Source organism: Pantoea sp. EA-12 (assembly GCF_030053355.1).
Lineage (GTDB): Bacteria > Pseudomonadota > Gammaproteobacteria > Enterobacterales > Enterobacteriaceae > Pantoea > Pantoea vagans_C.
Genome location: NZ_JASGBY010000004.1, coordinates 352570 through 378154, shown reverse-complemented (window position 1 = coordinate 378154; position 25585 = coordinate 352570). Strand labels below are relative to the sequence as shown.

The window sequence follows — 25585 nt, the reverse complement described above, 5'->3', positions numbered from 1 at the left end:
TGTGTCCTCACGCAAAGTTTTTGCCCAGTGGGATATCATCGACGTCGGCAAAATTGTCCACCGAAGCCTGTTTTTCATAGAAGTGCGGCGCATGGGCAATCAGCCCGCCGGTGCGATAGAAGGCGTCATCCTTCGGGATCGGCAAGGAGACGGTACTTTTGGTGATAGCCGATTTATAAATGGCGGTGATCAGCTCCAGCGATCGCTTACCCTGCTCGCCATCAATCAGTGGTGCACGTTGTTGTTCGATGGCGGAGAAGAAGTCATCCACCTGTCCTGCATGTAACGTCCATTTGAGCGGTGGCGTATCCGCATGGAAACGTTCCAGCTCACTCTCCAGCGCCTGGTTGTTCTCTTTCTCAGGGAAACCGTTCTCAGCAGCCTGCATAGCCACCGCTTTCCACGGAGCAGAGAGTCGCGCTCTTTCACCCTGCAGCACGATTTTCTGATCTTCACCGTGATGCACCACCGAAGCGGTGAGTTGTGCGAGAGTGCCGTTGGGATAACGGAAAATAGCCGCGCTGAGATCCTCAACTTCGGCATTGTCGTGCGCCACGTTGCCGATCATGGCGACCACTTCACTCGGCGCGCCGAGCATCCACTGCATGGCATCGATATGGTGTACCGCATGGTTGAGGGTGCAGCCGCCGCCCTCTTTTTCCCAAGTACCGCGCCACCACAAGTCATAGTAGGAATGACCACGCCACCAAAAGGAGTCCACTTGTGCATGACAAATTTTGCCCGCCAGCCCGGAATCCACGGCCGCCTTCAGCCGCCAGAAAGCGTCAGTGAAGCGGTTCTGTGCCACCACCGACAAAATTTTCCCGCTGGCTTTTTGCGCGGCGATCATTGCATCGCACTCCTCCAGCGAGGCCGCCATCGGTTTTTCACACAGCACATGTTTCCCGGCCTGCAACGCCGCAATCGTGTTCTCCGCATGGACGTAGGGCGGCGTGCAGACATCCACCACGTCAATGTCAGCCCCTTCAGCCAACATCTCCTGGTGATCGCGATAAACACGCACATCGTGCAGGCCGTAACGCTGCAATTTCTCGCGCGCTTTTTCCGGATACACATCCGCTACCGCGACAATTTTGCCGCGCTCAGGAAACTGCAAAAATGCCTGGATATGTGAATTGGCAATATTGCCCATGCCCACTATCGCAATTTTTAACATCGTGATTCTCCGCCTGTGACCGCTATTGAGGTGTCTGCGAGGAACATAAAAAAGCACGGCGGAGGGGACAAACTGTTTTTGTGAGAATGCTCGCAGAGCGGTGCGGATGTTTGTGAACCACATGTAAAACAGTCTTAATATCAATCCACTGCGTCTGCAAAAATTTGCAAAAATTGATTGGGATGGGGATCACATTATGGCTGGCAAGCTCAAAATGGACGAAATTTCAGCAATAACCGGCTACTCGGTTAGCACCGTTTCGCGCGTATTGAGCGGGAAATCCTACACCAGCGATAAGGCACGTGATGCCATCGTAAATTGCGCACGTCGACTCGGTGTCTTACACGAAATGATGAGTGGCCGGCTGCTGATCAATGGCATTGTGGTGTTTGCGCCCGCCCGCACCTTTACCCCGCGCGGGGACCACTTCTATCTCGAAGTGACACGCGGCATCGCCGAGGCCTGTGCATCACACGATGTGCATATCAGCTACTGTCCGCTGGAGGAGCAACGCGCCGATGTGAAGCTGTTTCTGGAGAAAGCCAGCGCAAAAAATATCAGCGCCATCATCATCATCGGCACCGACGATCAAGCCATTTTCAGCCTCGCGGCATCGCTGGATAAGCCTTGTGTATTGATCAACTCGCGGGATAAAGATATGAGGCTGGATGCGGTCTCTCCCGATCATCGTGCGATTGGTTTTAGCGCTATGCAGCATCTGTTCGAACAGGGCCATCGTCGCGTATTGACCGTGACCTGTCTGCGTCGTGAGACGCTGTTTCTGCGGCTGGAAGGGATCAAAGACGCCTATCGCCACTTTCATATGCCGTTTAATTCGCAGCATGATTTGATCGTGATTGAAGCTTACTCATCGCAGGATACCGAAGCGGCGTTGCATCGCTGGCTGGATGCGCATCCCCGTGAACAGTGGCCAGATGTGATTCTGCCCGGCGGTAAAGGGATCATTACTGGCGTACAAAAGGCTTTGCTGTCACGCGGTTTACGCGTGCCCGAGGATATGTCGTTGATGACCACCGATCTGGCGAGCCGTCTGGAGGGATCACCTGAAATGCCAATTACGGGATTCGCCGTGCCCTGCCGCGAGTTGGGTTATGAGGCGATACAGTTGATCCAGAACCGCCTCAATCGCCCGCAGTCATCAATCTACAATTTGCTGTTGCAGGGGAAATTGGTGGATCGCGGCACCGTCGCCAATGCCACACGCCATGCGGCGCGTGAAGAGATTCGGAACGCGTTTACGTGATGTTAGCGCGGGGCGATGATTAACATCGCCCCGCGCCCCTTACAGCTTAAAGCTCTGCACCACCAATTCCAGCTGCACGCTCTGCTCTTCCATCGCATGGGCCGCAGCGGAGACCTGCTCCACCAGCGCGGCGTTCTGCTGCGTGCTGCCATCCAGTTGCGTGATCGCCACGTTAACCTGCTCGATCCCCATGCTCTGTTCACGGCTGGCAGACATGATTTCGCTCATCAGCGTTGTCACACTGCTAACGCCTTGCATCAGCTCATCCATGGTCTGTCCGGCCTGCTCAACCAGCTGGCTACCGGTATCGATGTTGGCCACCGACTCCTCAATCAGCTTCTTAATTTCGCGTGCGGAGTTAGCCGAACGCTGGGCCAGATTACGCACTTCCGACGCCACCACAGCAAAGCCACGCCCCTGCTCACCCGCGCGCGCCGCTTCAACTGCAGCATTCAGTGCCAGGATATTGGTCTGGAAGGCAATGCTGTCAATCACACTGATGATATCCACCACCTTGCGTGATGAGTGGTTGATCGCGCCCATGGTACTGACCACCTGGCGCACCACGTCTGTACCCCGCGCGGCCACTTGCGAGGCACCATCTGCCAGCTGATTAGCATGCGTGGCGTTATCGGCGTTCTGACGCACGGTCCCGGTCAACTCCTCCATCGAAGCAGCGGTTTGCACAATCGAGCTGGCCTGCGATTCGGTACGCGCAGACAAATCCGCATTGCCGCTGGCGATTTCACGTGAGGCGGCTGTGATGGCTAAAGCACTGTCTCCGACCTGACGCATCAATCCCTGCAGATACGCAATGAACTGGTTAAAACTCTCCGCCACCGCATTGAATTCAGGGCTATTGCTGGCAGGTAAGCGCTGGGTGAGATCGGCACCGCCCATTGAAAGCGCTTCAATATTGCGATGCAACAGACTCAGGCGTTTCATCATCGCGCGCACGAAACCGAGCAGAACCAGCAACAAAATAACTGCCAGTGGGATCTGCACCAGGCCAAGCCGCGTCAGCATGCTGTGGGTTTGTGCATCCAGCAGGCTGGAAGGGACATCGCTGGCGAGATACCACGGACTGCCCGCAATGGCCTGCAGGAACAAGGTGTGTTCGCCATCCTCACCTTTGAAAGTCGTTTGGGTTGGCTGTGTTCCCGCCTGCGCCAGTAAACCTTTCAACGCAGACGCCATTGGCAACTGGGTATCGGACAGATTTTCCAGCTTCGGCGTGCCGTCCAGCAGCGCGGCGTTACCCACCACTTTGCCATCGGCTTCCACGATCAGCACACGTCCCTGAATCGCATCGCCCATCTGTTTTGCCAACTGGTTGAAGAAACCGAGCGTGACGTCAATAGTCGCCACCCCCCACACCGTGCCATCACGATAAATTGCCATGGCGCAGTTGGTGCGCGGCTGCGGGCTGGCAGCATCCTGGTAGGCTTTCGCCCAGGCACACTGCCCTTTTGCTGCCGCCATACCGTCTTTGTACCAGGGTTGTTCCCAATATTTATCCGCCGCATCAGAGTTCCAGTAGGTGTTGACCTGCAACTGATTGCTGGCATTACGCGCAAAGAACGAACTGTCTTTCTCCTTCGCAGGATCGCGACGATTGGGCAGTGGCCAGATACCGCCACCAAAAACGTTGCTGTCCTGGTATTGGTTCACCAACGTTGGCAGTAAGGTGTCGATGGTGGCGCTGACCATCACGCCTGCCGCCTCCGTGATCGCGCGCTGTTGTGCCTGCACACGGTTCATCTGTTCAACGATACGCCCGGCCAGGCCATCGACTTCATAGCGGACCAAACGGCTTTCGTTTTGACTCAGTTGCGGAGCAATAAACTGATTGATCACCACCACGGTAACCAGCATCAGGACCACGAAAAATGCGACCAACGTCGCGGTAAAACGAGATTGTGTAGTTTTTAACATCGATGTGCCCTTACCCTGGTTGGCGAGTTGCCTGATCGAGGTTAACGGCGTGTTAAAGCGGAACTTGAGGTGAGCCAGATCACAAAAATGCAAATAGTTGATTTAGGTGATCATTAGGGTGGTGACTAACGCTGCGCTTAATTAGGGGAGTGCGCGCTGATGCCCTCACCTCGGCCCTCTCCCACAGGGAGAGGGAGACGCTGCTATATGTGAGAAGAGGGATGCAGTGCCAGGTAAGGCTTCGCTCGCTCAGTCCCCTCTCCCTGTGGGAGAGGGTTAGGGTGAGGGCATCAAACCGCAGATAACCTCACTGCAACGGATCCACCACTTCCTGACGCGGTCGGAACACGTGGTTATTCCCGTCAGCCTGTAAACGCTGTAACAGCTGCTGGCCGCCGCGTTCATCAGACTGGGCAAACTGGCGTTCTGCTTCAGTGATCGGCGTGGCCCACAACAAATTGGGGCGATCACCATCGCGCTTTGGCAAACGGAACTGTGCCGCTTCCGGTGCCAGGTCATTCGCCAGCAGGAAACTCTCAAAGCCCACTGGCGCCACTTCGGATGCCAGCGTGTGCCCTTCGCCAATCCACGTCAGGCGCGCCCATGGCAGGTGGGCGAACTCTGCCAGCGCACTCGCCATTTGTACCGCGTTGGCTTCCGTCATCACTTCGCCATCCACTGCCATCGCTAATTCCACGCGGCGATACTGCGGTGCCAGCTCATCAAACAGATAATCCACTTGCGGCATCGGACGGATCGCCATGCCGAGGGTGAGAAAATACCAAACGCCATTGTGCCAGTGCTGTGAAATCGCCATCGGCGGCCAGTTGCCCTGATCGATGGCGTAGTACTTCACCGATTCGCCAAACTGCGCCTGATAGCACTGCATCACATCGCGCTGCACGCTGTCCCACAACTGGCCATCATGCCAGTCACGCCAGAAATGGCGCTGTTGCTCGGCGCGCGCATAATAATCATTGGTGGAAGCAGACCCGAGTGGCGCGGTGAGGCGGTTCTCTTTGATGCAGCCCGCAGAGAAGCTGACCTGCTTGTCCTGATAGAGGCTCCAGCCGGGGATCACCGCCAGCAACTGGCCGTAATACCAGAGCGCGGCCCCGTCATCGCTCGGCTCCCACAGGATTTGTAAACCAGCCGGATCGAGCATCGGCTCCGCTTCCAGCGTACGGCAATATTCCGCGCTGAGCAGCGGTGCAATGCCCTGCTCCATCGCTTCACGATCTTCGCGCGCCGGGGCGGGCAACAGGTTGCGCAGCCAGCAACCGCGCACGGCATACTGGCTGCGAAACAGATCGTTCGGCCAGATATAGAAATAGGCGGTACGCGCATCCTGTTCGACGATGGCGGTAAGTGTATTTTGCTGATTAGGCACCTCAGCAATCAGAGGTTGGTGTGTCATAACGCCTCGACAAAGCCTAGAGGGATCCATTTTCCCTGAGAATAGAGCAGGATCGACACTCGCACCACGTGACACAAGGGTAAAACTCTCAAAGTGCCAACAGGAATCTTGAGAGATGCTAATGAATAGCAGCAGGCTGCACTTTCAGACATCACATTAATTCGTGATTCTTTTGCCGTCTCGCATGCTATTGTCAGCGCATTAACCCTTGTGGAATGGCCGATATGGTGCTGCAAAATCTCGATTTGAATCTGCGTGACGTCGTCATATTCGCGATTTTGGTGTGGCTGTTTATTCGCTACACGTGGGTGATGTCGGCGTTGACCATTTTGCTGGGTGGCGTCGCACTGCTGGTGTTGCTACCGATTGATATCTATTACAGTTTGCTGCCGCTGGCACTGATAGGATTGGGACTGGGCATGTTGTTGCATCATTATCAGCAGCGCCAACTGATCTTAAAACGCGAAGCCCGCACACCGCGTACCTACACGAAAAAGCAGGATGAGCTTCACCTGTGACCCTCAGCGCCCCATGCGTTGCATCGCACGGGCGTAAGCACCGCGCTGAATTGACCAACGCAGCAGTCCGGCAATCACGGCAATCTCTTTATCTACCCGCCACTGGGTGAAGCGACCGATCGGATGCTGAATCTGCTGTTGCGCCCAGTCCGGTAATAGCCCCATGCCCGCTTTTAACATCACTTCCATGGCCGGTTTCGCCTGCCACGAAGGTGCAGGAGCGTTGATCAGCAGGTGCATCACTTCTCGCGTACGTTCATCACAGACCAGTTCTGGACGCATCGCCTGCAGATAATCCTCCACCGCCTTAACACTTTTTGGCACCAGTTGCGCCCCGAGCGCCTCCGCAATCAGCGCGGCTTCCAGGTAGTAACGATCCTGATCGGCGTGGCTGAGATGCGGATTTTTGTAGCGCAAATGCGCCGCGAGGAAGCGGCTGGTTTCCGCCACGTGTACCCAGGTGAGCAGATGCGGATCGCTGGCGGCATAGGGTTGGCCCGCATTATCAATGCCGGTCACCCGCAGATGAATACGTTTGACGCGTTCAATCAGAATGTTGGCATCCACCGTATTGCCGAACGTGGTCACGGCAATGAACTGGCTGGTGCGGCGTAAGCGTCCCAGCATGTCCTGCCGGAAATTAGAGTGATCCCACACCCCTGCCAGCGCGGCCGGATGCAGCATTTGCAGCATCAACGCGCTGATACCGCCACATAACATTGAGGGAAAATCGCCGTGTACACGCCAGATAATATGATCCGGCCCAAACAAGCCGGGATCGCCAGGCGGTTGCGAAATATCAAACTCGTTGAGTGACAGACCGTTAAGGCGAAAGACTTGCTGTTCGATGCGTTTGCGCAGGTTCATGGTGATTGGTGGTTGTGCCCGTTGGCAGGAATGGCTGAGGGATATCATATACTGCGATGTGTAGCAGCGCGATAAATCGCGCCGCTACAGGAGGTGCAAACTGTTAATGGTTATAAATAATCAAACTGCCCATCTTCAGTACGCACGGAATCCAGGCCAATCATCACGTTGAATTTGCCCGGTTCGGCGACGTGCTGCATTTTCTGGTTCCAGAATTTCAAGGCATCCACATCAATCTTAAAGCTCACGGTCTGCGATTCGCCCGCTTTCAGCATAATGCGCTTGAAGCCACGCAGCTCCTGCACCGGACGACTCATGCTGGCAACCGGATCGTTGAGATACATCTGCACCACCGTTGCGCCATCACGCTTGCCGGTGTTGGTCACCGTGACGCTGGCTTCCACCGTGCCGTTACGCGGCATGGTTTTGGCGGACATTTTCACTGGCGATACCTTAAAGGTGGTGTAGCTCAAACCGTAACCAAACGGATAAAGCGGACCGTTCACCGCATCGTAATAGTGCGACGTGTACTTGTTAGGCTTGGCGAAATTATACGGGCGACCGGTTGGCAAGTGGTTGTAGTAAATCGGCAACTGGCCCACTGAACGCGGGAAGGACATCGGCAACTTGCCCGATGGGTTATAGTCGCCAAACAGCACGTCAGCGATGGCATTGCCGCCTTCGGTGCCGCTAAACCAGGTCTCGACCATCGCATCCGCGATACGATCTTCATTCACCACCGTCAACGGACGGCCGTTCATCAGCACAATCACCAACGGCTTGCCGGTAGCTTTCAGCGCTGCCAGCAGCTTTTGCTGGCTTGGCGGGATGACCAAATCGCTGCGGCTGGAGGCTTCATGCGCCATGCCCTGCGCTTCACCGACGGCGGCCACCACTACATCGGCTTTCTTCGCCTGAGCAACGGCTTCATCAATCAATTCCTGTGGCGAACGTTTGTCGACGCTGACCGCCTGCTCATAAAGGTTGAGGAAATCCTGAATGCCTTTGTTGTCGGTGATGTTGGCACCCTTGGCATACAGCAAGGTGCCTTTGCCTGCCATCGCATTCTTCATGCCTTGCAACAGAGGGATGGATTGCTTAGCCACGCCCGCCGCTGACCAGCTGCCCATAATGTCGCGCTGGCTATCCGCTAACGGGCCGACCAGCGCCACGGTTGCGCCTTTATTCAGCGGCAGCGTTTCATGCCAGTTTTTTAGCAGTACGATACTTTTACGCGCCACGTCACGCGCTTCGGCACGATGCAGTCGGCTCTCGGCGTTGGTGTCCTGCGGATCGCTGCCTTTCGGGCCTAAATGACTGTAAGGATCGTTAAACAGTCCCATGTCGTATTTGACGTTCAGCACATGACGCGCGGCATCATCAATCTCCGCCATACTCACGGCACCGCTTTTCACCAGGCCAGGCAGATATTTGCTGTAGTACTCGTCGCTCATGCTCATATCGATGCCAGATTTCAGCGCAATCCGCACCGCGTCCTGTGGGTCGCTGGCCACACCGTGTTTCAGCAGCTCTTTGATGGCGCCGTGGTCACTAATGGTGATGCCTTTGAACTTCCATTCCCCGCGCAGCAGGTCTTTCAGCAACCAGCTATCCGCCGTCGCAGGTGTCCCGTTCAGTGAGTTGAGCGCCACCATCACCCCGCCGCTACCGGCATCCAGTGACGCTTTGTACGGCGGCAGATAGTCCTGGAATAAGCGCTGTGGGCTCATGTCCACGGTGTTGTAATCACGACCGCCCTCTACCGCACCATAGGCAGCAAAGTGCTTGACGCTGGTCATGATCGAATAACGGTCGGCGGCGCTTTTACCCTGCATCGCTTTCACCATGGCGCTGCCCATCTGCGCGCTCAGGAAGGTGTCTTCGCCAAAACCTTCGGACACACGGCCCCAGCGTGGTTCGCGCGACACATCCACCATCGGTGCCCACGTCATATTCAGGCCATCGTCGGCGGCCTCATAGGCTGAGATACGGCCGACTTCGCCAATCGCATCCAGATCCCAGCTGGCCGCCAGGCCGAGCGGAATCGGGAAAATAGTGCGTTGACCGTGCACCACATCGTAGGCGAAGAACAGGGGAATTTTCAGGCGGCTGAGTTGCATCACCTGGTCCTGCATCACACGGATATCGGGCCGCGTGACGGTATTAAAAATGGCACCAACCTGGCCGTGCTGAATCATGTCGCGGACCGCCTCTTTGGGCGTATCCGGTCCCACGCTGATCAGGCGCATCTGCCCAATTTTTTCATCAAGGGTCATTTTGCTGAGCAGCTGATTCACAAAGGTGTCACGCGCTTGTTCAGTCATTGGATGGGGGCCAAACAGCTCATCTGCGAAGGCAGGTTGCATGGCAAGGGAAACAGCGAGGCTAACAGAGTAAATCCATTTCATCAGGTCGGGTTCTCTTAAGTAACTGCGCAATATCGAAATAACCGGGGCAGTGTGCCACAACATGAGGATAGCAGGTAGCAACGGATGTCACACCGCGACCACGCTGTTGGCGCATGCTACAGTAGAAACGCAACGTTAACGACAAGGACAGGTTCATGAATAACAACACCTCACACCCTACACTGCTTGCTGAGCTGCGCCGCCTGGTCGGGCCTTCGCACCTGTTAACCGAAGCGGAACAGACCGCGCGCTACCGTAAAGGCTTTCGTTCAGGCGAGGGCGATGCGCTAGCGGTGGTGTTTCCAGGTACACTGCTGGAACTGTGGCGTGTACTTCAGGCGCTGGTGCAGGCCGATGCGGTGATTCTGATGCAGGCGGCCAACACCGGTTTGACGGAAGGTTCTACCCCCAACGGCAACGATTACGATCGTCCGGTGGTGATCATCAGCACGCTGCGTCTCGACAAATTGCAGCTGATTGATGGCGGCAACCAGATCCTCGCCTTCCCCGGCAGTACCCTGTATCAACTGGAAAAAGCGTTAAAACCGCTGGGGCGCGAGCCGCATTCGGTGATCGGGTCATCCTGTATCGGCGCATCGGTGATGGGCGGAATTTGTAATAATTCAGGCGGTTCGCTGATCAAACGCGGTCCGGCTTACAGTGAAATGGCGCTTTACGCGCAGATTGACGCCGAGGGCAAACTGAAGCTGGTGAACCACCTGGGGATGGATCTCGGCCACTCGCCGGAAGAGATACTCGGTCGTCTTGATGACGATCGCTGGCAGCAGAACGATGTGCGCTGGGATGAACGTCATGCTTCGGACCATGAGTATGCGGAGCGAGTGCGCGATATCCATGCGGATACGCCAGCCCGTTTTAACGCCGACGAACGTCGCCTGTTTGAAGCGTCTGGCTGCGCGGGCAAACTGGCGGTGTTCGCCGTGCGTCTCGACACCTTCCCCACCGAGCCCAAACAGCAGGTGTTTTATATCGGCACCAACGATCCGGTGGTGCTGGGCGATCTGCGCCGTCATATTTTGGCAGAATTTAACAATTTACCGGTCGCGGGCGAATATATGCACCGCGATATTTTTGATATCGCCGAGGTGTACGGCAAAGATACCTTCGTGATGATCGACAAACTCGGCACCGATAAGATGCCGCTGTTCTTCACCTTAAAAGGCCGTGTCGACGCCTGGCTGGCTAAACTGAGCTTCGTCAAACCACATCTCACCGATCGCCTGCTGCAACGTATTAGCGGCTGGCTGCCTGCGCACCTGCCCAAACGCATGAAACAGTACCGTGACAAGTTTGAGCATCATCTGATGCTGAAGATGTCCGGTGAAGGGGTGACGGAAGCGCAAGAGTATCTGCACGAATACTTCCGCGAAGGCGGCGGCGAGTTTTTTGCCTGCGATGCCAAAGAGGGCGCACATGCCTTCCTGCATCGTTTTGCCGCAGCCGGTGCCGCCGTGCGTTATCACGCCGTACATGCCAATGAAGTGGAGGATATTCTGGCGCTGGATATCGCACTACGCCGTAATGACAACGACTGGTTTGAGCGTTTACCGCCAGAGTTTGATCATGACCTCAGTCATCGCCTCTATTACGGCCACTTCTTCTGCCATGTGTTCCATCAAGATTACATCGTGAAGAAAGGCGTGGATGCCCACGCATTAAAAGAGAAGATGCTGGCGATCCTCAGCGAACGCGGTGCGGAGTATCCGGCTGAGCACAATGTGGGACATCTGTATCAGGCGAAACCGCAGCTGCAGGCGTTTTACCGGCAACTGGACCCGACCAATACTTTTAATCCGGGGATTGGTAAAACCAGTAAGCAGAAAGGATGGGCGGTGAAGGTCTGATAAATCCAGGTGCGCATCAATGCGCACCTTACAAAATATTCTGCCGGCCCCAATATAGGGGCGACATTCAGGTTTACCCTACATTTGTAAGGGTAACCTCACATGAATTGACTGGATTGTATCTTGCAACGTTTTACTCAACACATTAAAATTTAAACACTTAATTATTTTTCACGGATGAAAAATCAATGCAAAAAAAATATTATATTAAAAACTTCCCCAAGGGATTTATCATCCTTTCTGCATATACCTATTTTTGGTACAACGCAGAAGACTGTGCCAGACTTGATTGGGTGCTACTATATTTCATCATCGGATGTTTTTTATTTCCTTATTCAAAACTCGCCATTGAAAAAATCGCCTTAAGGTATACGAGTGAAGAGTTTTGGAATACAGGTTTCTTCGCTAATGACATTGGAAAAAGTGGTATAATAGCAATATATTGGCTACTAGCTTATGTAATGTCACCCATTTCTCTAATAATCATTCTAATCAAATCAACATACAAGGCCAAGTAACTGACCTTGCTTTTATTTGACTTTAAATTACAGTTTAATCCCAAGTTTCATGTTCATGCTATTAATTAAAGCATCATTCACCATTGCTCCCACTGCGGCCATAATCAGTGCATAACCTAATATTCCTAAAGGGACACCGGTAATAGCAACAAATGCGAAAGCAACTGCAGCAGTCGCTACTTTACCCGCAATCAAAGCTTCTAACTTGATGAAAAACTTTTTCCATGAGTTTGTTTTAATTGCTTCTGTTAGTTCAAGGACTACATTAATCACATCAGCAGCATGTCCATAGTAACCCAAGGCTTTACTATACTGACTGTATTTTTCTGCAAGCTTACTAAGATTCTTTGCTTTAATTGCATTTGCTAATGCATGCCGATCCTTCATTCCATATCTTTTGATTAATGAGTTCGAGTATTTACTCATAGCGCGATTAGCTGACTCAACACTACGGAGTCGCTTACCCTTTACCAGATCCGCGTAGTCACGTGCTTGCTTTGCCGCCCGTTCACCAAGCTTTCCAGTAACTTCCTTATAAAAATCGGTTGTAATCCTGATAGCATTAGCCAAGTCTGGCTCTGACGGCTTATGTTTGTTATACATATCTATCAGAGCTAACTCCATCTGCGCTTTAGCCGTAACTTGCCTCGCTTTAGTGATACTTATTCCGGATTGGGATGAATTCGCTAATCTAGCATTTTTCGAAATTATTCTTCTGAGTTCAACCTTTCTGGTTTCAGAAACATCGAAATTAAATGGTACGTTACCTCCCGGCGAATTTACATTACTTGATATATCATGACCTCTTGGATTAGGTGGCAAATATCCAATAGCTACACCATAGGCATCACCGGAAATGCGTGTATCTATACCAATAACTCTTCCATCTGAATCTAAAAAGTAGCCGATAATATGCGATGTATCTATACCTGCCAATCTGGCCATTTTACCGGCGACATCTTTATTGACTGGCGTACCCTGCGTGTTAGAGAGCCCGTTATTAGAGACACTCCCATTCCCACCTGAATTCCCGGTACTACCACCGTAACCAGGACGGCTTCCACGTTCAGAACTCCATGACGTTCCATCACCTACGACCATACAAATCTCCTTTTCTCACTTCCCTAAGATATCTAGTAATAAAACCAGTCGTTATTGTTCAGCGGTTTTATTTTCTACAATGGAGAAATGAAATCAAGATCTCGCATCTTCATCCAAGATTTTAAATAAAAAATTGAGAGCCACTTCCAGAGTTCTCGCCATTTATCTGATTTACTCTAAGCAGACAACTGCCAATTAAATAAATTAGATTCCTATTTGTTTCATCATGTCGACAACAAAAAAAATACTGACAAAGGTATTTTTTAAGTGACATATAAGTTATTTAAAAAGAGAAAAACGCGTTTGGGGGTTGGGGGTTGGGGGTTGGGGGTTGGGCGGTGAAGATCTTATCGATCCAGGTGCGCATCAATGCGCACCCTACAAAATATTGTGCCGACCCATGGAAAGGTCGGCATTGATGCCGTCCGATGTTAAGGCAGTTGCTCTCCTTCATCCTGCACAGTTGCAGGCAACGCACGGCGCTCAATAATCATCGTTTGCGGCGTAGACAGCACAATGCCCTCTTTGCGCAGACGCGTCAGAATATCGAACAGCAAATCACTTTTCGCCCCTGAGATCTGACGCTGACTGGCCACGTTACCGGTGACGCTCAGCACAATGCCTGCAGGCGTAAGGTCTTTAAAGGATACCGAAGGCTCGGGCGTTTCCAGAATACGTTCATTCTCCTGATAAACCTCAAGCAAAATTTCGCGCACGCGCACCGGATCAATATCCAGTGGGAAAGTCAGTAAAATGGTCACGACACCCTGCGCATTGCCCATGGTGGCGTTGCGCACGTTTTGCGAGATTAGCTGCGAGTTTGGCACAATCACCGTGGATTTATCGCTGAGCTGAATCTCAGTGGCACGCACATTAATGCGGCGAATATCCCCTTCAATACCGCTAATGCTGACGAGGTCGCCCACTTTAACCGGGCGTTCGGTCAGCAAAATCAGACCGGAGATAAAGTTCTTCACGATCTCCTGCAAGCCGAAACCGATACCGACTGACAAGGCACTGACGATCCACGCCAGTTTGTTCCACTGCAGGCCCATGATCGACAGCGTCAGCAAGATGATCAGCACATACCCGATATTGCTGAACAGCGTCACCAGCGACACGCGCATGCCCACATCCATGGTGGTTTTGGGCAGGAAATCTTTATCCAGCCAACGGCGTACTGAGCGCAGCACGTAGATGCCCACCACCAGGCAGAGGATCGCATTGACCATGTGCGCCGGCACAATGTTCAGCGACTCCAGCCCTTTGCCTCCCCAGAATTCAATCACCTTCTGGATAAGCTCAATCGGGGTGGAAGAAGCGAAGGTGCCATTGAGCAACGCCAGCGCGACAAACCCAATCAGCGCCGTTTTGCCGACAGCCGCCAGCAGCGTAGCGGCCTGCTGCAAGTGGCGCTCGTCGATATTCAGCGAGCCCTGCAGACGTTTGCCCGTGGCATTATTGGTGGAAAACAGGCTCTCGCAGCCATCATTCACCAAGTGGCTGAGGAAGTAGAATGAGCCGAACAAAATGCCACACCAAATCACTTCATAACTCAGGAAGCGGGCCAGCGTAACGTAACCGATGATCAGTGAAATCAGAATCGCCAGTGCCGTAATGGTCAGCGCCAGTTGCACCAAGCCCACAATGGTCGGACGAGCCTCAGGGGCATTGCCCTCTTGCACCATGCGACGACGCACGCGGTTAGTGCGCATGCTGATCGCCAGTCCCGTACTGCCAATCAACAGTGCAGTCAGTCCGTTGGCGAAAATGGTGGTATTCAGGCTGGTGCCAACGCTGTAGTTGAAAGATTCAGCGGTCTGGAAGACAAACACCAGCGCAGCGGTAATCGGTGGGAACGGCTTTAACGCCTGCGCTACTTCATTGGAGATGCTCGGCAAACGCCAGCTTGGACGGCGCGTTGACAGGAACGCACGGCCTAAACCGGCAATCAGTCCGCAATAGACGCTGAGCTGGACCAGACGCTCAACAAAATCTTGCACATCGGTAGAGACTTCATCGCGGCGGGTAAATGCCAGCGCAATAAAGTTGAAAGTCAGCACCACGGCCGCCAGGGTGGTGAGCGCAATGGCTGCCGCCAGGAAACTGCGACGCAAGCGCCCTTCCGGCATTTTATGGATGCTTACCCACGCCAGAAATTCTTCGCTGTAGCGACGGCCCAGTGTCATCACCAGCATCGCTGCAATCAACCAGCCAATGGTGCCAAAACGCCAGCCTGGCTCCCAGGAGAGCGCTGCGGTGTCTTGCAGTTCCGCGATAAAATCACTGATCTTCTCGCCGTCGAGATCCTGACGGCTCACCAGCGGTGACCAGAATTTCGGCCCCAGAATACTGCCGGAATTTAAGGCTAACTGGCTTTTCAACTGATCACGACGCAGGTTAACGATCTGCGATGAGAGCACCAGCGCACCGTTCTTAATCCCTTCGGCCTGTTTGATCTGATCGTCCAGTTTGCTTTTCTGGCTTTCCAGCGAGGAGCGTTTGCGCGTCACTTCGGGCGTCTCTTTCACGCCGCTGTCCGCTTTCGGGGCGGGCCCCAGTACCGCTAACTGTGCATCCAGCTGCTGACGTTGCGGGATCAAAGCCTGACCGAGGGTGTCTGCATTACCCGAAAGCTCCAGCGCCATCTCATTGAGCTGGTTGAGCTGGTTTTCGTTAGTATCACCGGACACCTGGCCTTTAATTTTATCGAGGATTTTCTGCATTTTCGGCAGTTCAACGGAAGGATTCACCTTCGGCGCGGCGTCCTCTTGCTGCGCCGCAGCGGCCGTGTCATCCGCGAAACTGAGCGCCGGGCTCAACAGCACCAGCAGCAGTAAAATTGGGGTAAGGAGCGAACGAAGCTTAAACATATGAGTGAGATTCCAGCGCAATAACAGCCGATAAATACCAGTTAATAATGAATGGCGGCCAGTGTAGAGCGTAGCCGAAACGGAAACTATAGGAATGAAGCGGTAAAACATTGGTGCTGACGATAAGGGATTTTCATTTTTAAAAGGTCGCCATTCATGGCGACCCTACATAACAACGTGCATAACCTGTAGGGCCTCCATTGATGGCGACCAAACCTGATGCTTTACTCCACGTCAGCAGTGCTGGCCGTTTGCGACGATTTCTGTTTCTTGTACGCCAAGGCAGCTGCCGGTACCGGCGCGGCTTTGCCGGTTTCCAGCCAGTCACGCAGACGGTTGGCATCGGCAAAGTGGGTGTACTTACCAAAGGCATCCAGTACCACCAGCGCGACCGGACGGTTATTAATCACCGTGCGCATCACCAGACAGTGACCCGCTTCATCGGTGTAACCGGTTTTGGTCAACGCAATACGCCAGTCATTTTTGTACACCAGATGATTGGTGTTGCGGAACGGCAGGGCATAGTTCGGATGCTTAAATACGGCGGTGTCTTCTTTGGTGGTGCTCAATTCACCAATCAACGGATATTGACGCGTGGCTTTTGCCAACTTGATTAGATCTTCCGCGTTCGAGACGTTGTGAATCGACAAACCGGTCGGTTCAACATAATGCGTGTGCGTCATACCCAGCGCGCGCGCTTTGGCATTCATGGCGCGGATAAAGGCATCATAACCACCGGGATAATGATGCGCCAGGCTAGCGGCAGCACGGTTTTCCGATGACATCAGCGCCAGCAGCAGCATATTGCGACGGCTAATTTCACTGTTCAGTTTGACGCGTGAAAACACACCGCGCATCTCAGGCGTATGGCTGATATCAACGGAGAGCATTTCATCCATCGGCAGCTTGGCATCCAACACCACCATGGCGGTCATCAGCTTGGTGAGCGACGCGATCGGACGCACACGATCGGGATGGCTGGAGAACAGCACCTTGTTGGTTTCAAGATCGACAATCATCGCACTGCCGGAGGCGATTTGCGGTTGCGCAATCGGCGCCAGATTAGATAGCGCAGCAGGCGCGGCCAGTGCAGGTGTTACAGCTGCGGGCGCGGCGACAAACAGCGCCAGCGACAGCAAGGAAATACGCATTTTTACAGACATCGTGTCAGGAAAATCCGGTAAGGAGTTTTGCGCTGTGCTTGAAACACAGGCCGCACGCATCAAACCAGACGGGATGCGGGCTGGCAGCAGCATCATACCCATTTCCCTGCGAAATTTCTTAGGTAGATTGTTTCCGGGCGTTAAAAAAAGGTCGTCATAAATGACGACCTTATATTCCATGATTTATCTGCAGGGTTGCCATTTATGGCAACCGCCCATCAGAACAATCGCGGCCCATAACCCCACAGCACCACCGTCAACGCCAGCAGCACTTCAAACACCAACACACCGATGGCCAGCGTTGAACCTGAGAAGCGCAGGCTCTCATCCCGGTCGATATTGAGGAACACCGGAATGCCGACATACAGCAGATAGCCGGTGTAAAGCAGAGCAACCGCTCCCGCCAACACGCACAGCCACACCAGTGGATAGAGCGCCACCAGGCCGCTGATAAACAGCGGTGTTGCGACATAGCCTGCAAACACGGTACAGCGCGGTATGCTCGGACGCTGCGGATAGTTACGTGCCATCCAGTGAATGACGCGGCCCATCACCGCCACGCCACCTAAAATAATCAGATAAAACAGAATGCCCAGACCGATGCCGGTCAGTAGATTGAGTTGAACAAACTGCCCTTCGCCCAGATTCCAGCCCAGTTGCGTAGTACCGATAAAGGCGCAAATCACCGGGATCGCGGCCATCATCAAAACATGGTGGGTGTAGTGGTGCGAAACGCTCTCGTTTTCTTGCTTGATATCGCGCATTTCCTGGTTAGGATGCGCCAGAAGACCCCAGACATGATTCATAAAATCACTCCTCTGATGCGATGGGCTGCCCCTCCAGCTATCAGACTGTCCAACTCAGGCAGCTTCCCTTCAAGTATAATCGGCGCTGCTGTTTTTGCGGACAGCGGCACAAAAAAAGCCACTGGCGTATAAACTGTTACCTGATTCATTCACGACAGGGAGGATAATTTGCATCTCGATATCAATGGATTAATTACGCAATATGGCTATCTGGCGCTGCTGATTGGCTGTATCGCAGAAGGGGAAACCTTTACTCTGCTGGGCGGCGTGGCAGCGCATGAAGGCTTGCTGCACTTCACTGGTGTGGTACTGGCCGCCATGGCCGGCGGGATTATTGGCGATCAGTTGCTGTTCTGGTTGGGTCGCCGTTATGGCACGCGCATCCTGCGCCGTTTTCGTAAACATCAGGACACCATTCGCAAGGCCAATCACCTGATTCAAAAGCGCCCTAGCCTGTTTGTCATCGGCGTGCGCTTTATGTATGGTTTTCGCATTATCGGCCCTATCATCATCGGCACCAGTCGTCTGAAACCGCTGCGTTTTTTTGTGCTCAACGTCATCGGTGCGGCCATCTGGTCGCTGATCTTCGTGACTCTCGGCTACTTTGCGGGGGAGATCATCACACCGTGGCTGCACAAGCTTGACCAGCACTTCAAACACTTACTGTGGTTGGTGGCGGCGATTGTGTTCGGCGTCGTGCTGCGTTATGTCATTCGCCGATGGAATCACCGCCGGGCGGGCTAATAGTGATAGCCCTTAAACTGCGGATTGGCCAGCATAAAACCGCCGTCAACGATAAAGGATTGACCGGTGGTGTAGGTGGCCCACTCGGAACAGAGCCACGCCACTAAACTCGCCACTTCTCGCGTATCGCCGGGACGCCCAATCGGGATTTCCGGCATGCGCGTGCTGCGAGCCTGATCGTCAGTCAGGTTGTTCATCGCCGTTGCAATCGCGCCTGGCGCCACGGCATTCACCAGAATGTGGTGCGGCAACAAGCTGAGCGCCATCGATTTGGTCAATCCGCCCAACGCATGTTTTGCCGCGGTGTAGGCTGTCGCATCGGGCAGTGGGGTGTGTTCATGCACCGAGGTGATGTTGATGATGCGCCCGCCATCCCCTTGATCAACCATATGTCGCGCTGCAATTTGCCCACAGATAAAAGAGCCATCGACATCAACGTTGAAGGTTTTTCGCCAGTCTTCAAAGGTGACGTCAAGGAAATCCGCTTTAAGCATCACGCCCGCGTTATTGACCAGCACATCAATGCGTCCCAGCGAGTTAATCAGTTGCGCCAGTTGCTTGCCGCCTTCTTGTGGATCGGAGAGATCCAGTTGCCGTACTTGCGCCGTTTGCCCTTTGCTCTCCACCAGCCGTGCGGTTTCCTGCGCGCCCTTTTCATCTGAGCGCCACGTAATGCCGAGGGTATAACCCGCTTCCGCCAGCATCACCGCACAACTGCGGCCAATTCCCGAATCCGCACCGGTGACCACCGCCACTTTCTGTTTGCCTAATGCCATAACATTCTCCTGCGTGAAGGGTGTCTTCACAGTATAGAAGTTATCCTTCCGTGCCCCGCCCCAGCTGAAAAAAGCTTTTCGTCTATAGTTAACAATCAGATACCGCCAAGGGAGGCCGCATGAGCACCATTAAACGCAAAATTGATGACCACGGTGTCATCGGCGATTTACGCACCTGTGCACTCATCGCCAATGACGGCACCATCGATTATCTCTGTTGGCCCGAGCTCGATAGCCCATCGGTGTTTGCCGCCCTGCTCGACGGCGATGAAGCGGGATTGTTCTCGCTGGCACCCGACTGGCAAAATGCCCGCCAGCAGCAGCTTTACCTGCCGGACACCAACATCCTACAAACCCGGTGGCTGGGTGACGCAGGCGTGGCGGAAATCACCGATTACATGCCCATCTGCGATCAACCCAATAAAGTGCCACGTCTGGTACGTCGGGTAAAAATGGTGCGCGGATCGGCCAACTTTCATCTGCTGTGCGCACCGCGCCATGATTATGCCCGTGCCGACACCCACACCGAATTACGCCCTGGCGGCATCGCGTTTCTTGCGGAAGGTCAGCCCGCCTTACGTCTCAGCGCGACGGTGGTGATGACGCGGGAAAACCACAGCGCAGTGGCGACCTTTGCCCTGAAAGCCGGAGAGTCTGCCGAGTTCGTGTTTGGCAGTGATGAAGATCCGTTCGTTGCGGAAATCGCCACCGAACAATGCTTCAGTGAGACCCTGAACTACTGGCGTCACTGGAGCAGCCACCGCACCTATCGCGGTCGCTGGCAGGAAATGGTGACGCGTTCAGCCCTCGCGCTAAAACTCCTGACCTCAAAACAGCACGGTTCTATCGCCGCTGCCGCCACCTTTGGTTTGCCGGAAGAGCTGGGCGGCGAGCGCAATTGGGATTATCGCGCCTCGTGGATCCGTGATGCCTCCTTCAGCATGTACGCGCTAATGCGGCTGGGTTATGTGGAAGAAGCGCGTGACTTCACCCATTGGGTCGGACGCTGTGTGGAGCACAGCCATGACGACACCCCGCACCTGCAAGTGATGTACCGTCTGGACAGCGGGACGGAACTGCATGAAACCGAACTGCTGAATCTCTCTGGATACGCCAATTCGCGTCCGGTGCGCATCGGTAATGATGCGTGGCGACAAACTCAACTCGATATTTACGGCGAGTTAATGGATGCCATTTATCTCGCCAACAAATACGGTGAAGCAATTTCACAGCGCGGCTGGCGACATGTTTCCGATATGATCGATTATGTTTGCGCGAACTGGAATCAGCCCGATGCCGGTATTTGGGAGATGCGCGGCGAGCCGGAACACTTCCTGCATTCGCGTTTGATGTGTTGGGTCGCGCTGGATCGCGCACTGCGCCTCGGGCTGAAGCGCTCACTGCCGATGCCGTATGAACGTTGGGATCGGGTGCGTAGCGAAATCCGCGACGATATCTGGCAAAACTTCTGGAATCCCGAACTCGGACACTTCACCGCCACCCGTGGGGGAAAATTCCTCGATGCATCCATGCTGTTGATGCCACTGGTCCGTTTCGTCAGCTCCACCGATCCCGACTGGATCGCCACGCTGGATGCCATTAAAACCCATTTGGTGAGCGACGGTTTAGTGCGGCGCTATAACATTAGTGAGACGCCTGCCGATGCTTTAACCGGGGGCGAAGGCTCTTTTGCTGCCTGTTCGTTCTGGTATGTCGAGTGTCTGGCGCGTGCCGGGCGGGTACATGAGGCGCATTTTGAGTTCGAAAAGCTGCTGAGTTATGCCAATCCGTTGGGGCTGTACGCGGAGGAATTCACCACGCACGGGGAAGCACTGGGTAATATGCCGCAGGCGTTGTCACATCTGGCATTGATCAGTGCCGCTTTTTTCCTCAATCGTAAGCTGAGCAATGAAGTAACGCTGTGGCAGCCTTAAGAAATTCACATTTTGGGCGACACAGCAAAGAGAATAGTCTGGTAAATCCTACTATTTGGGTAAAGTATCCTCAGCTAACGAAAATCATGATTCCCATCACTGCGCCTATGCACATATAATGCGCACCGGGTCATTAAGACCGAGATGGATTCGACACACTGACAAGCCTGAAACATGGCCATAACGACTTGAAAAACATGAAAAAGAGCATTCGCGCGTTCGCTTCACTCGCCCTGGTACTGGCGGCGTTCAGCCAGTCGGCATTTGCAGTAGTCTATCCGCTGCCAGCGGCTAACAGCCGTTTGATCGGCGAAAACCTTGAAATCACCGTGCCTGATGACAGCCGTCTTCCGCTGGAAGCCTTTGCTGCACAGTATCAGATGGGCCTCAGCAATATGCTGGAAGCCAATCCGGGCGTGGATGTTTATCTGCCTAAAGCTGGCACCAAGATGGTGATCCCACAGCAGCTGATTCTGCCTGACGCGCCGCGTGAAGGTATCGTGATCAACAGCGCGGAAATGCGTCTTTACTACTACCCGAAAGGCACCAAGACCGTTGTTGTGCTGCCAATCGGTATCGGCGAGCTGGGTAAAGACACCCCAGTCAACTGGACGACCAGTGTACAGCGTAAGAAAGCCGGCCCAACCTGGACGCCGACCAAAGCGATGCATGCAGAATACGCATCGCGTGGCGAAAGCATCCCCGCCGTGTTCCCGGCGGGTCCAGATAACCCAATGGGTTTATATGCGCTGTACATCGGCCGTCTTTATGCCGTGCACGGTACTAACGCCAACTTCGGTATCGGCCTGCGTGTGAGCCACGGCTGTGTGCGTCTGCGTGCTGACGATATCAAATGGTTGTTCGACAATGTGCCAGTCGGTACGCGCGTGCAGTTTATCGATCAGCCAGTGAAAGCCACCGTTGAGCCAGACGGTTCTCGTTATGTTGAGGTGCACAACCCACTCTCTACTACCGAAGAGCAGTTTAACTCACGTGAAGTGGTGCCAATTACTCTGACTGCTGCCGTGACCAAAGTGATTGCCGATGCCAGCACCAACCAGGATGCCGTGAACAAGGCTATTCAGGCGCGTGACGGTATGCCAACCAAAATTAACGGTCCTCAGGGCGAAGTGATGCCTGCTCCGGTTCCGGTTCAGGAGTCTTCTGACGCACAGCCGAAAGAAGAGCCCATGACCCCGCAAGGCGCCAGCGCCGTTGCACCGCAAACTGATGCAGCCCCTGCTGCACAACCTGCGACCGGCAACAGCCTGTAATCTCACCTAAGCGTTGCAGTAAAAAGCCAGCCCGTTGAGGCTGGCTTTTTTATGGGCGGTCGCCATCAATGGCGCCCCGACAACAACAGTGCACAGGTTTTGTAGGGTGCGCATTTATGCGCACTGGCCCTAAAGCCGCCCGTAAACTACATTCTTCGCTTCAACGCCAGCCATCCTGCCACCAGCGTAAATACCAGCACCACAATCACCAGCAGCAGAAATCCGTGCGGATTGTTCGCCAGCGGAATGCCGCCGACGTTCATGCCAAAAAAACCCGCCACGATATTAATCGGCAGCGCCAGCACCGTAATCACCGTCAGCAAGAACAGCGTGCGGTTGCTTTGTTCCATCAGGCTCGCAGCAATCTCTTCCTGCAACAAACGTATGCGCTCCATTAGCCCCGCCAAATCACTGAGCGCGACGCTGAACTCTTCAGTGAAAATGCGCAGTTCTGACAGCGGTTCACGCTTGAGCCATTTAGGTGGACGATTCAGTAAACGGAACAGTGCCGCGGGTTCGGGGGCCAGCAAACGCTGCACACGCAGCAACATGCGCCGCAGATGCCCCAGTTCGCTGCGGTTGGTTTTAATCGCCGCACTGAGCAGCCGCTCTTCTATCGCATCCACCGCCTGGCTGGAACGGCGCACCACCTGCTCCAACTGTGCTTCCTGCTCGCCCAGCAGCCACAACAGCATCGCGTCGGGTTCGTTAAATTCCAGCCGGTCAATTTGCTGGTGCATGCGTTCAATCATCCCCACCGGCCGATAGCGTGCAGTGACGATGACGTGTGCACAGCACCAAATCCACAGCGTGGCGTTCTGCGTACTGCGCTCTTCTTTACTGAAAGTCACATCATTAAGTACCGCCAGCAGCGCATCGTTTTGATGGGCTAAACGGGTGCGCGGCGAGGCGGAATGTATCTCGTCGAAAAAATCATTATCAACACTAAAGTGGTCCTGAACCCAGCGCTCAGCGCGCGCGTGGTTAAGGTTGATGTGAAGCCACAGAAAGTAAGATTCGGGCAGATCTTGTTGTGCAAGCTGTGAGGCCTCACGCGCGTTAAGCCTTTGTGGCGGCGCTTCCGGTGTGAACAAGTAACCATGAATAAGGCCAGCGACTTCATTATTGAAATCCGGCAGTGAGGCAAGCGGCAAGACAGGCTGGAACATGGCAGCGTGAGGATCCCGGAGCGGTCAGATCCACAGACTGCGACAGCCGTGTTACAGCAAGATGACACACTGTGATCGCCATCATCATTCTGTCATACAAACCACGTATCACACTGCCAGTAACGGATGCCGTTCGAGCATCGTCAATCCACACCGGGGTGTGTTATGGCTGAAAACAGTTTACCTGCATCGACAACATCGTCTCCCAGCGGACGCCCGAATCTTAACCAAGGCAGCGGTCGTGTCTCACGTATCATTTTCCTGGTACTCCTGTGTGCCGGCCTGCTCTTTACCGCGATCAATCTGTTCAATGACGTAGAAGAGACCGGTGCGCCGGTCACCAGCTACACGCCATTCTTGCTGCTGGGGGTCGCACTATTGATTGCCCTCGGCTTTGAGTTTGTGAACGGCTTCCATGACACCGCCAATGCCGTCGCAACGGTGATTTACACCCACTCTCTGTCACCGGGTGTGGCCGTAGTGTGGTCTGGATTCTGTAACTTCCTTGGCGTATTGCTCTCCAGCGGCGTGGTGGCGTTTGGCATCATTTCCCTGCTGCCCGTGGAGCTGATCCTGCAAGCGGGTAGCGGCAACGGCTTTGCCATGGTGTATGCCCTGCTGTTCTCCGCGATCATCTGGAACCTCGGCACCTGGTATTTCGGCTTGCCCGCGTCTTCCTCACATACGCTGATTGGATCGATCATCGGTGTGGGCGTAGCCAATGCCCTGCTGCACGGCCGCAGTGGTACCAGCGGCGTAGACTGGGATCAGGCCATCAAAGTGGGCTATGCCCTGCTGCTGTCACCGGTGGTCGGCTTTATCTGCGCCGCCCTGCTGCTGTTGGCGATGAAAGCCTTTATCCGCAATCGTCAACTGTATGAAGCGCCAAAAGACAACCAGCCACCGCCGCCGTGGATCCGTGGTCTGCTGATCCTGACCTGCACCGGCGTCTCCTTTGCCCACGGCTCGAATGATGGGCAGAAAGGGATGGGGCTGATTATGCTGATTCTGGTGGGCACCATGCCGATTGCCTATGCCCTGAACCGCTCACTGCCGCCGGACCAAATCCCGCGCGTTGCCGCGTTAACCCAGGTCACTGAACAGCAGTTACTGGCGCTGCAGCCGCCTCCAGCCGCGATGCCTGCTCCACGCGAAGTCCTGACGGAATATGTGCGCACCAGCCAGAACCGCCCACAGGTTCTGCCTGCGCTGGGCATGATGCTAGGTGATATCGGCGAACAGATTCGCCAGTACGGTTCGGTAGAGAACATTCCGGCCCAGGCGGTGACCAACACCCGTAATGATATGTACCTCGCTTCGGAAACCATCAAACATCTGCAATCGGCCAAAGTGCCGGTGCCAGAAGAGATTGCCAGCAACCTCACTGCGGTGAAGAAAGAACTGGATGCGGCCACACGCTTTATCCCGATGTGGGTAAAAGTGGTGGTGGCGATCGCCCTCGGCCTCGGCACCATGGTGGGTTGGCGTCGCATTGTGGTCACCGTGGGTGAACGTATCGGCAAAACCCATCTGACTTATGCCCAGGGTGCCAGTGCTGAATTAGTGGCCATGGCCACCATCGGTGCGGCTGACGTCTTCGGCTTGCCGGTCTCCACCACACACGTGCTCTCATCGGGCGTAGCCGGTTCTATGGCGGCTAACAAATCAGGCCTGCAGCTCTCCACCATCCGTAACCTCGCGCTGGCGTGGGTATTGACGCTGCCGGTCTCAGTCTTACTTTCAGGGCTGCTTTACGCTCTGTTTATTCATCTGTAA

Annotated in this window: 19 protein-coding genes; 8 read left to right on the top strand and 11 right to left on the bottom strand. The window is 54.3% G+C overall.

Going from position 1 to position 25585, the window contains the following annotated elements:
• Positions 1–7: 7 nt before the first annotated feature.
• Entirely contained in the window at positions 8–1177 is a 1170-nt protein-coding gene (locus tag QMZ30_RS08910) for a Gfo/Idh/MocA family protein (protein WP_283227077.1), read from the bottom strand.
• 196 nt (positions 1178–1373) lie between these two features.
• Here QMZ30_RS08910 and QMZ30_RS08905 point away from each other — a divergent pair, with 196 nt between their 5' ends.
• Positions 1374–2441 (top strand): LacI family DNA-binding transcriptional regulator, encoded by a 1068-nt coding sequence (locus QMZ30_RS08905; RefSeq protein ID WP_283227076.1) that lies wholly within the window; start codon positions 1374–1376, stop codon positions 2439–2441.
• A 39-nt stretch (positions 2442–2480) separates the two neighbouring features.
• On the opposite strand, the gene QMZ30_RS08900 is transcribed toward QMZ30_RS08905, so the two are convergent.
• Entirely contained in the window at positions 2481–4376 is a 1896-nt protein-coding gene (locus QMZ30_RS08900) for a methyl-accepting chemotaxis protein (RefSeq protein WP_283227075.1), read from the bottom strand.
• Between the two features lie 307 nt (positions 4377–4683).
• Positions 4684–5793 carry a suppressor of fused domain protein gene (locus QMZ30_RS08895; protein WP_283227074.1) on the bottom strand — a complete coding sequence of 370 codons (1110 nt, stop codon included), beginning with the start codon at positions 5791–5793 and terminating at the stop codon, positions 4684–4686.
• 224 nt (positions 5794–6017) lie between these two features.
• Between QMZ30_RS08895 and QMZ30_RS08890 the strand changes: the two genes are divergently transcribed.
• Positions 6018–6311, top strand: coding sequence for a hypothetical protein (locus tag QMZ30_RS08890; protein ID WP_283227073.1), 294 nt, complete (start codon positions 6018–6020; stop codon positions 6309–6311).
• A gap of 3 nt (positions 6312–6314) precedes the next feature.
• Here the strand turns inward: QMZ30_RS08890 and QMZ30_RS08885 are convergent, their stop codons facing one another.
• The gene (locus QMZ30_RS08885; RefSeq protein ID WP_283227072.1) at positions 6315–7178 is read right to left on the bottom strand and encodes an oxygenase MpaB family protein; all 864 of its coding nucleotides are present in this window, start codon (positions 7176–7178) and stop codon (positions 6315–6317) included.
• A gap of 110 nt (positions 7179–7288) precedes the next feature.
• Positions 7289–9586 (bottom strand): beta-glucosidase BglX, encoded by a 2298-nt coding sequence (gene bglX, locus QMZ30_RS08880; RefSeq protein WP_283227071.1) that lies wholly within the window; start codon positions 9584–9586, stop codon positions 7289–7291.
• Between the two features lie 155 nt (positions 9587–9741).
• Between bglX and dld the strand changes: the two genes are divergently transcribed.
• A complete protein-coding gene (gene dld, locus QMZ30_RS08875) occupies positions 9742–11451 on the top strand; it encodes a D-lactate dehydrogenase (RefSeq protein WP_283227070.1) in 1710 nt (569 codons plus the stop codon).
• 188 nt (positions 11452–11639) lie between these two features.
• Positions 11640–11969, top strand: a complete 330-nt coding sequence (locus QMZ30_RS08870) for a colicin E1 family microcin immunity protein (RefSeq protein WP_283227069.1) — start codon at positions 11640–11642, stop codon at positions 11967–11969.
• Between the two features lie 27 nt (positions 11970–11996).
• Here the strand turns inward: QMZ30_RS08870 and QMZ30_RS08865 are convergent, their stop codons facing one another.
• The 4 genes from QMZ30_RS08865 to QMZ30_RS08850 form a co-directional block, all read right to left on the bottom strand.
• Positions 11997–13070: a colicin-like pore-forming protein gene (locus QMZ30_RS08865; protein WP_283227068.1), complete on the bottom strand. Its 1074-nt coding sequence runs from the start codon at positions 13068–13070 to the stop codon at positions 11997–11999.
• A 431-nt stretch (positions 13071–13501) separates the two neighbouring features.
• On the bottom strand, positions 13502–15943 hold the full coding sequence (locus QMZ30_RS08860; protein WP_283227067.1) for a DUF3772 domain-containing protein: 2442 nt from the start codon (positions 15941–15943) through the stop codon (positions 13502–13504).
• 224 nt (positions 15944–16167) lie between these two features.
• Entirely contained in the window at positions 16168–17106 is a 939-nt protein-coding gene (pbpG, locus tag QMZ30_RS08855) for a D-alanyl-D-alanine endopeptidase (RefSeq protein WP_283227110.1), read from the bottom strand.
• A gap of 218 nt (positions 17107–17324) precedes the next feature.
• The gene (locus QMZ30_RS08850; RefSeq protein ID WP_283227066.1) at positions 17325–17912 is read right to left on the bottom strand and encodes a Yip1 family protein; all 588 of its coding nucleotides are present in this window, start codon (positions 17910–17912) and stop codon (positions 17325–17327) included.
• Between the two features lie 168 nt (positions 17913–18080).
• On the opposite strand from QMZ30_RS08850, the gene QMZ30_RS08845 reads away from it, so the two are divergent.
• The gene (locus tag QMZ30_RS08845) at positions 18081–18656 is read left to right on the top strand and encodes a DedA family protein (RefSeq protein ID WP_283227065.1); all 576 of its coding nucleotides are present in this window, start codon (positions 18081–18083) and stop codon (positions 18654–18656) included.
• Here the strand turns inward: QMZ30_RS08845 and QMZ30_RS08840 are convergent.
• The gene (locus QMZ30_RS08840) at positions 18653–19432 is read right to left on the bottom strand and encodes an SDR family oxidoreductase (protein WP_283227064.1); all 780 of its coding nucleotides are present in this window, start codon (positions 19430–19432) and stop codon (positions 18653–18655) included. The two genes, QMZ30_RS08845 and QMZ30_RS08840, sit on opposite strands and share 4 nt — an antisense overlap.
• A gap of 119 nt (positions 19433–19551) precedes the next feature.
• Here QMZ30_RS08840 and QMZ30_RS08835 point away from each other — a divergent pair, with 119 nt between their 5' ends.
• Both QMZ30_RS08835 and QMZ30_RS08830 read left to right on the top strand, forming a co-directional pair.
• Positions 19552–21366 carry a glycoside hydrolase family 15 protein gene (locus QMZ30_RS08835; RefSeq protein ID WP_283227063.1) on the top strand — a complete coding sequence of 605 codons (1815 nt, stop codon included), beginning with the start codon at positions 19552–19554 and terminating at the stop codon, positions 21364–21366.
• A gap of 197 nt (positions 21367–21563) precedes the next feature.
• A complete protein-coding gene (locus QMZ30_RS08830; protein ID WP_283227062.1) occupies positions 21564–22640 on the top strand; it encodes a L,D-transpeptidase family protein in 1077 nt (358 codons plus the stop codon).
• 146 nt (positions 22641–22786) lie between these two features.
• Here QMZ30_RS08830 and QMZ30_RS08825 read toward each other — a convergent pair whose 3' ends face one another.
• Positions 22787–23809: a transporter gene (locus QMZ30_RS08825; RefSeq protein WP_283227061.1), complete on the bottom strand. Its 1023-nt coding sequence runs from the start codon at positions 23807–23809 to the stop codon at positions 22787–22789.
• A gap of 165 nt (positions 23810–23974) precedes the next feature.
• Here QMZ30_RS08825 and QMZ30_RS08820 point away from each other — a divergent pair, with 165 nt between their 5' ends.
• A complete protein-coding gene (locus tag QMZ30_RS08820) occupies positions 23975–25585 on the top strand; it encodes an inorganic phosphate transporter (RefSeq protein WP_283227060.1) in 1611 nt (536 codons plus the stop codon).

What these genes read in the sequence shown, in the direction of transcription:
- QMZ30_RS08910 (WP_283227077.1), bottom strand. Translation starts at nt 1,177, where the DNA reads ATGTTAAAAATTGCGATAGTGGGCATGGGCAATATTGCCAATTCACAT.
- QMZ30_RS08905 (WP_283227076.1), top strand. Translation starts at nt 1,374, where the DNA reads ATGGCTGGCAAGCTCAAAATGGACGAAATTTCAGCAATAACCGGCTAC.
- QMZ30_RS08900 (WP_283227075.1), bottom strand. Translation starts at nt 4,376, where the DNA reads ATGTTAAAAACTACACAATCTCGTTTTACCGCGACGTTGGTCGCATTT.
- QMZ30_RS08895 (WP_283227074.1), bottom strand. Translation starts at nt 5,793, where the DNA reads ATGACACACCAACCTCTGATTGCTGAGGTGCCTAATCAGCAAAATACA.
- QMZ30_RS08890 (WP_283227073.1), top strand. Translation starts at nt 6,018, where the DNA reads ATGGTGCTGCAAAATCTCGATTTGAATCTGCGTGACGTCGTCATATTC.
- QMZ30_RS08885 (WP_283227072.1), bottom strand. Translation starts at nt 7,178, where the DNA reads ATGAACCTGCGCAAACGCATCGAACAGCAAGTCTTTCGCCTTAACGGT.
- bglX (WP_283227071.1), bottom strand. Translation starts at nt 9,586, where the DNA reads ATGAAATGGATTTACTCTGTTAGCCTCGCTGTTTCCCTTGCCATGCAA.
- dld (WP_283227070.1), top strand. Translation starts at nt 9,742, where the DNA reads ATGAATAACAACACCTCACACCCTACACTGCTTGCTGAGCTGCGCCGC.
- QMZ30_RS08870 (WP_283227069.1), top strand. Translation starts at nt 11,640, where the DNA reads ATGCAAAAAAAATATTATATTAAAAACTTCCCCAAGGGATTTATCATC.
- QMZ30_RS08865 (WP_283227068.1), bottom strand. Translation starts at nt 13,070, where the DNA reads ATGGTCGTAGGTGATGGAACGTCATGGAGTTCTGAACGTGGAAGCCGT.
- QMZ30_RS08860 (WP_283227067.1), bottom strand. Translation starts at nt 15,943, where the DNA reads ATGTTTAAGCTTCGTTCGCTCCTTACCCCAATTTTACTGCTGCTGGTG.
- pbpG (WP_283227110.1), bottom strand. Translation starts at nt 17,106, where the DNA reads ATGTCTGTAAAAATGCGTATTTCCTTGCTGTCGCTGGCGCTGTTTGTC.
- QMZ30_RS08850 (WP_283227066.1), bottom strand. Translation starts at nt 17,912, where the DNA reads ATGAATCATGTCTGGGGTCTTCTGGCGCATCCTAACCAGGAAATGCGC.
- QMZ30_RS08840 (WP_283227064.1), bottom strand. Translation starts at nt 19,432, where the DNA reads ATGGCATTAGGCAAACAGAAAGTGGCGGTGGTCACCGGTGCGGATTCG.
- QMZ30_RS08835 (WP_283227063.1), top strand. Translation starts at nt 19,552, where the DNA reads ATGAGCACCATTAAACGCAAAATTGATGACCACGGTGTCATCGGCGAT.
- QMZ30_RS08830 (WP_283227062.1), top strand. Translation starts at nt 21,564, where the DNA reads ATGAAAAAGAGCATTCGCGCGTTCGCTTCACTCGCCCTGGTACTGGCG.
- QMZ30_RS08825 (WP_283227061.1), bottom strand. Translation starts at nt 23,809, where the DNA reads ATGTTCCAGCCTGTCTTGCCGCTTGCCTCACTGCCGGATTTCAATAAT.
- QMZ30_RS08820 (WP_283227060.1), top strand. Translation starts at nt 23,975, where the DNA reads ATGGCTGAAAACAGTTTACCTGCATCGACAACATCGTCTCCCAGCGGA.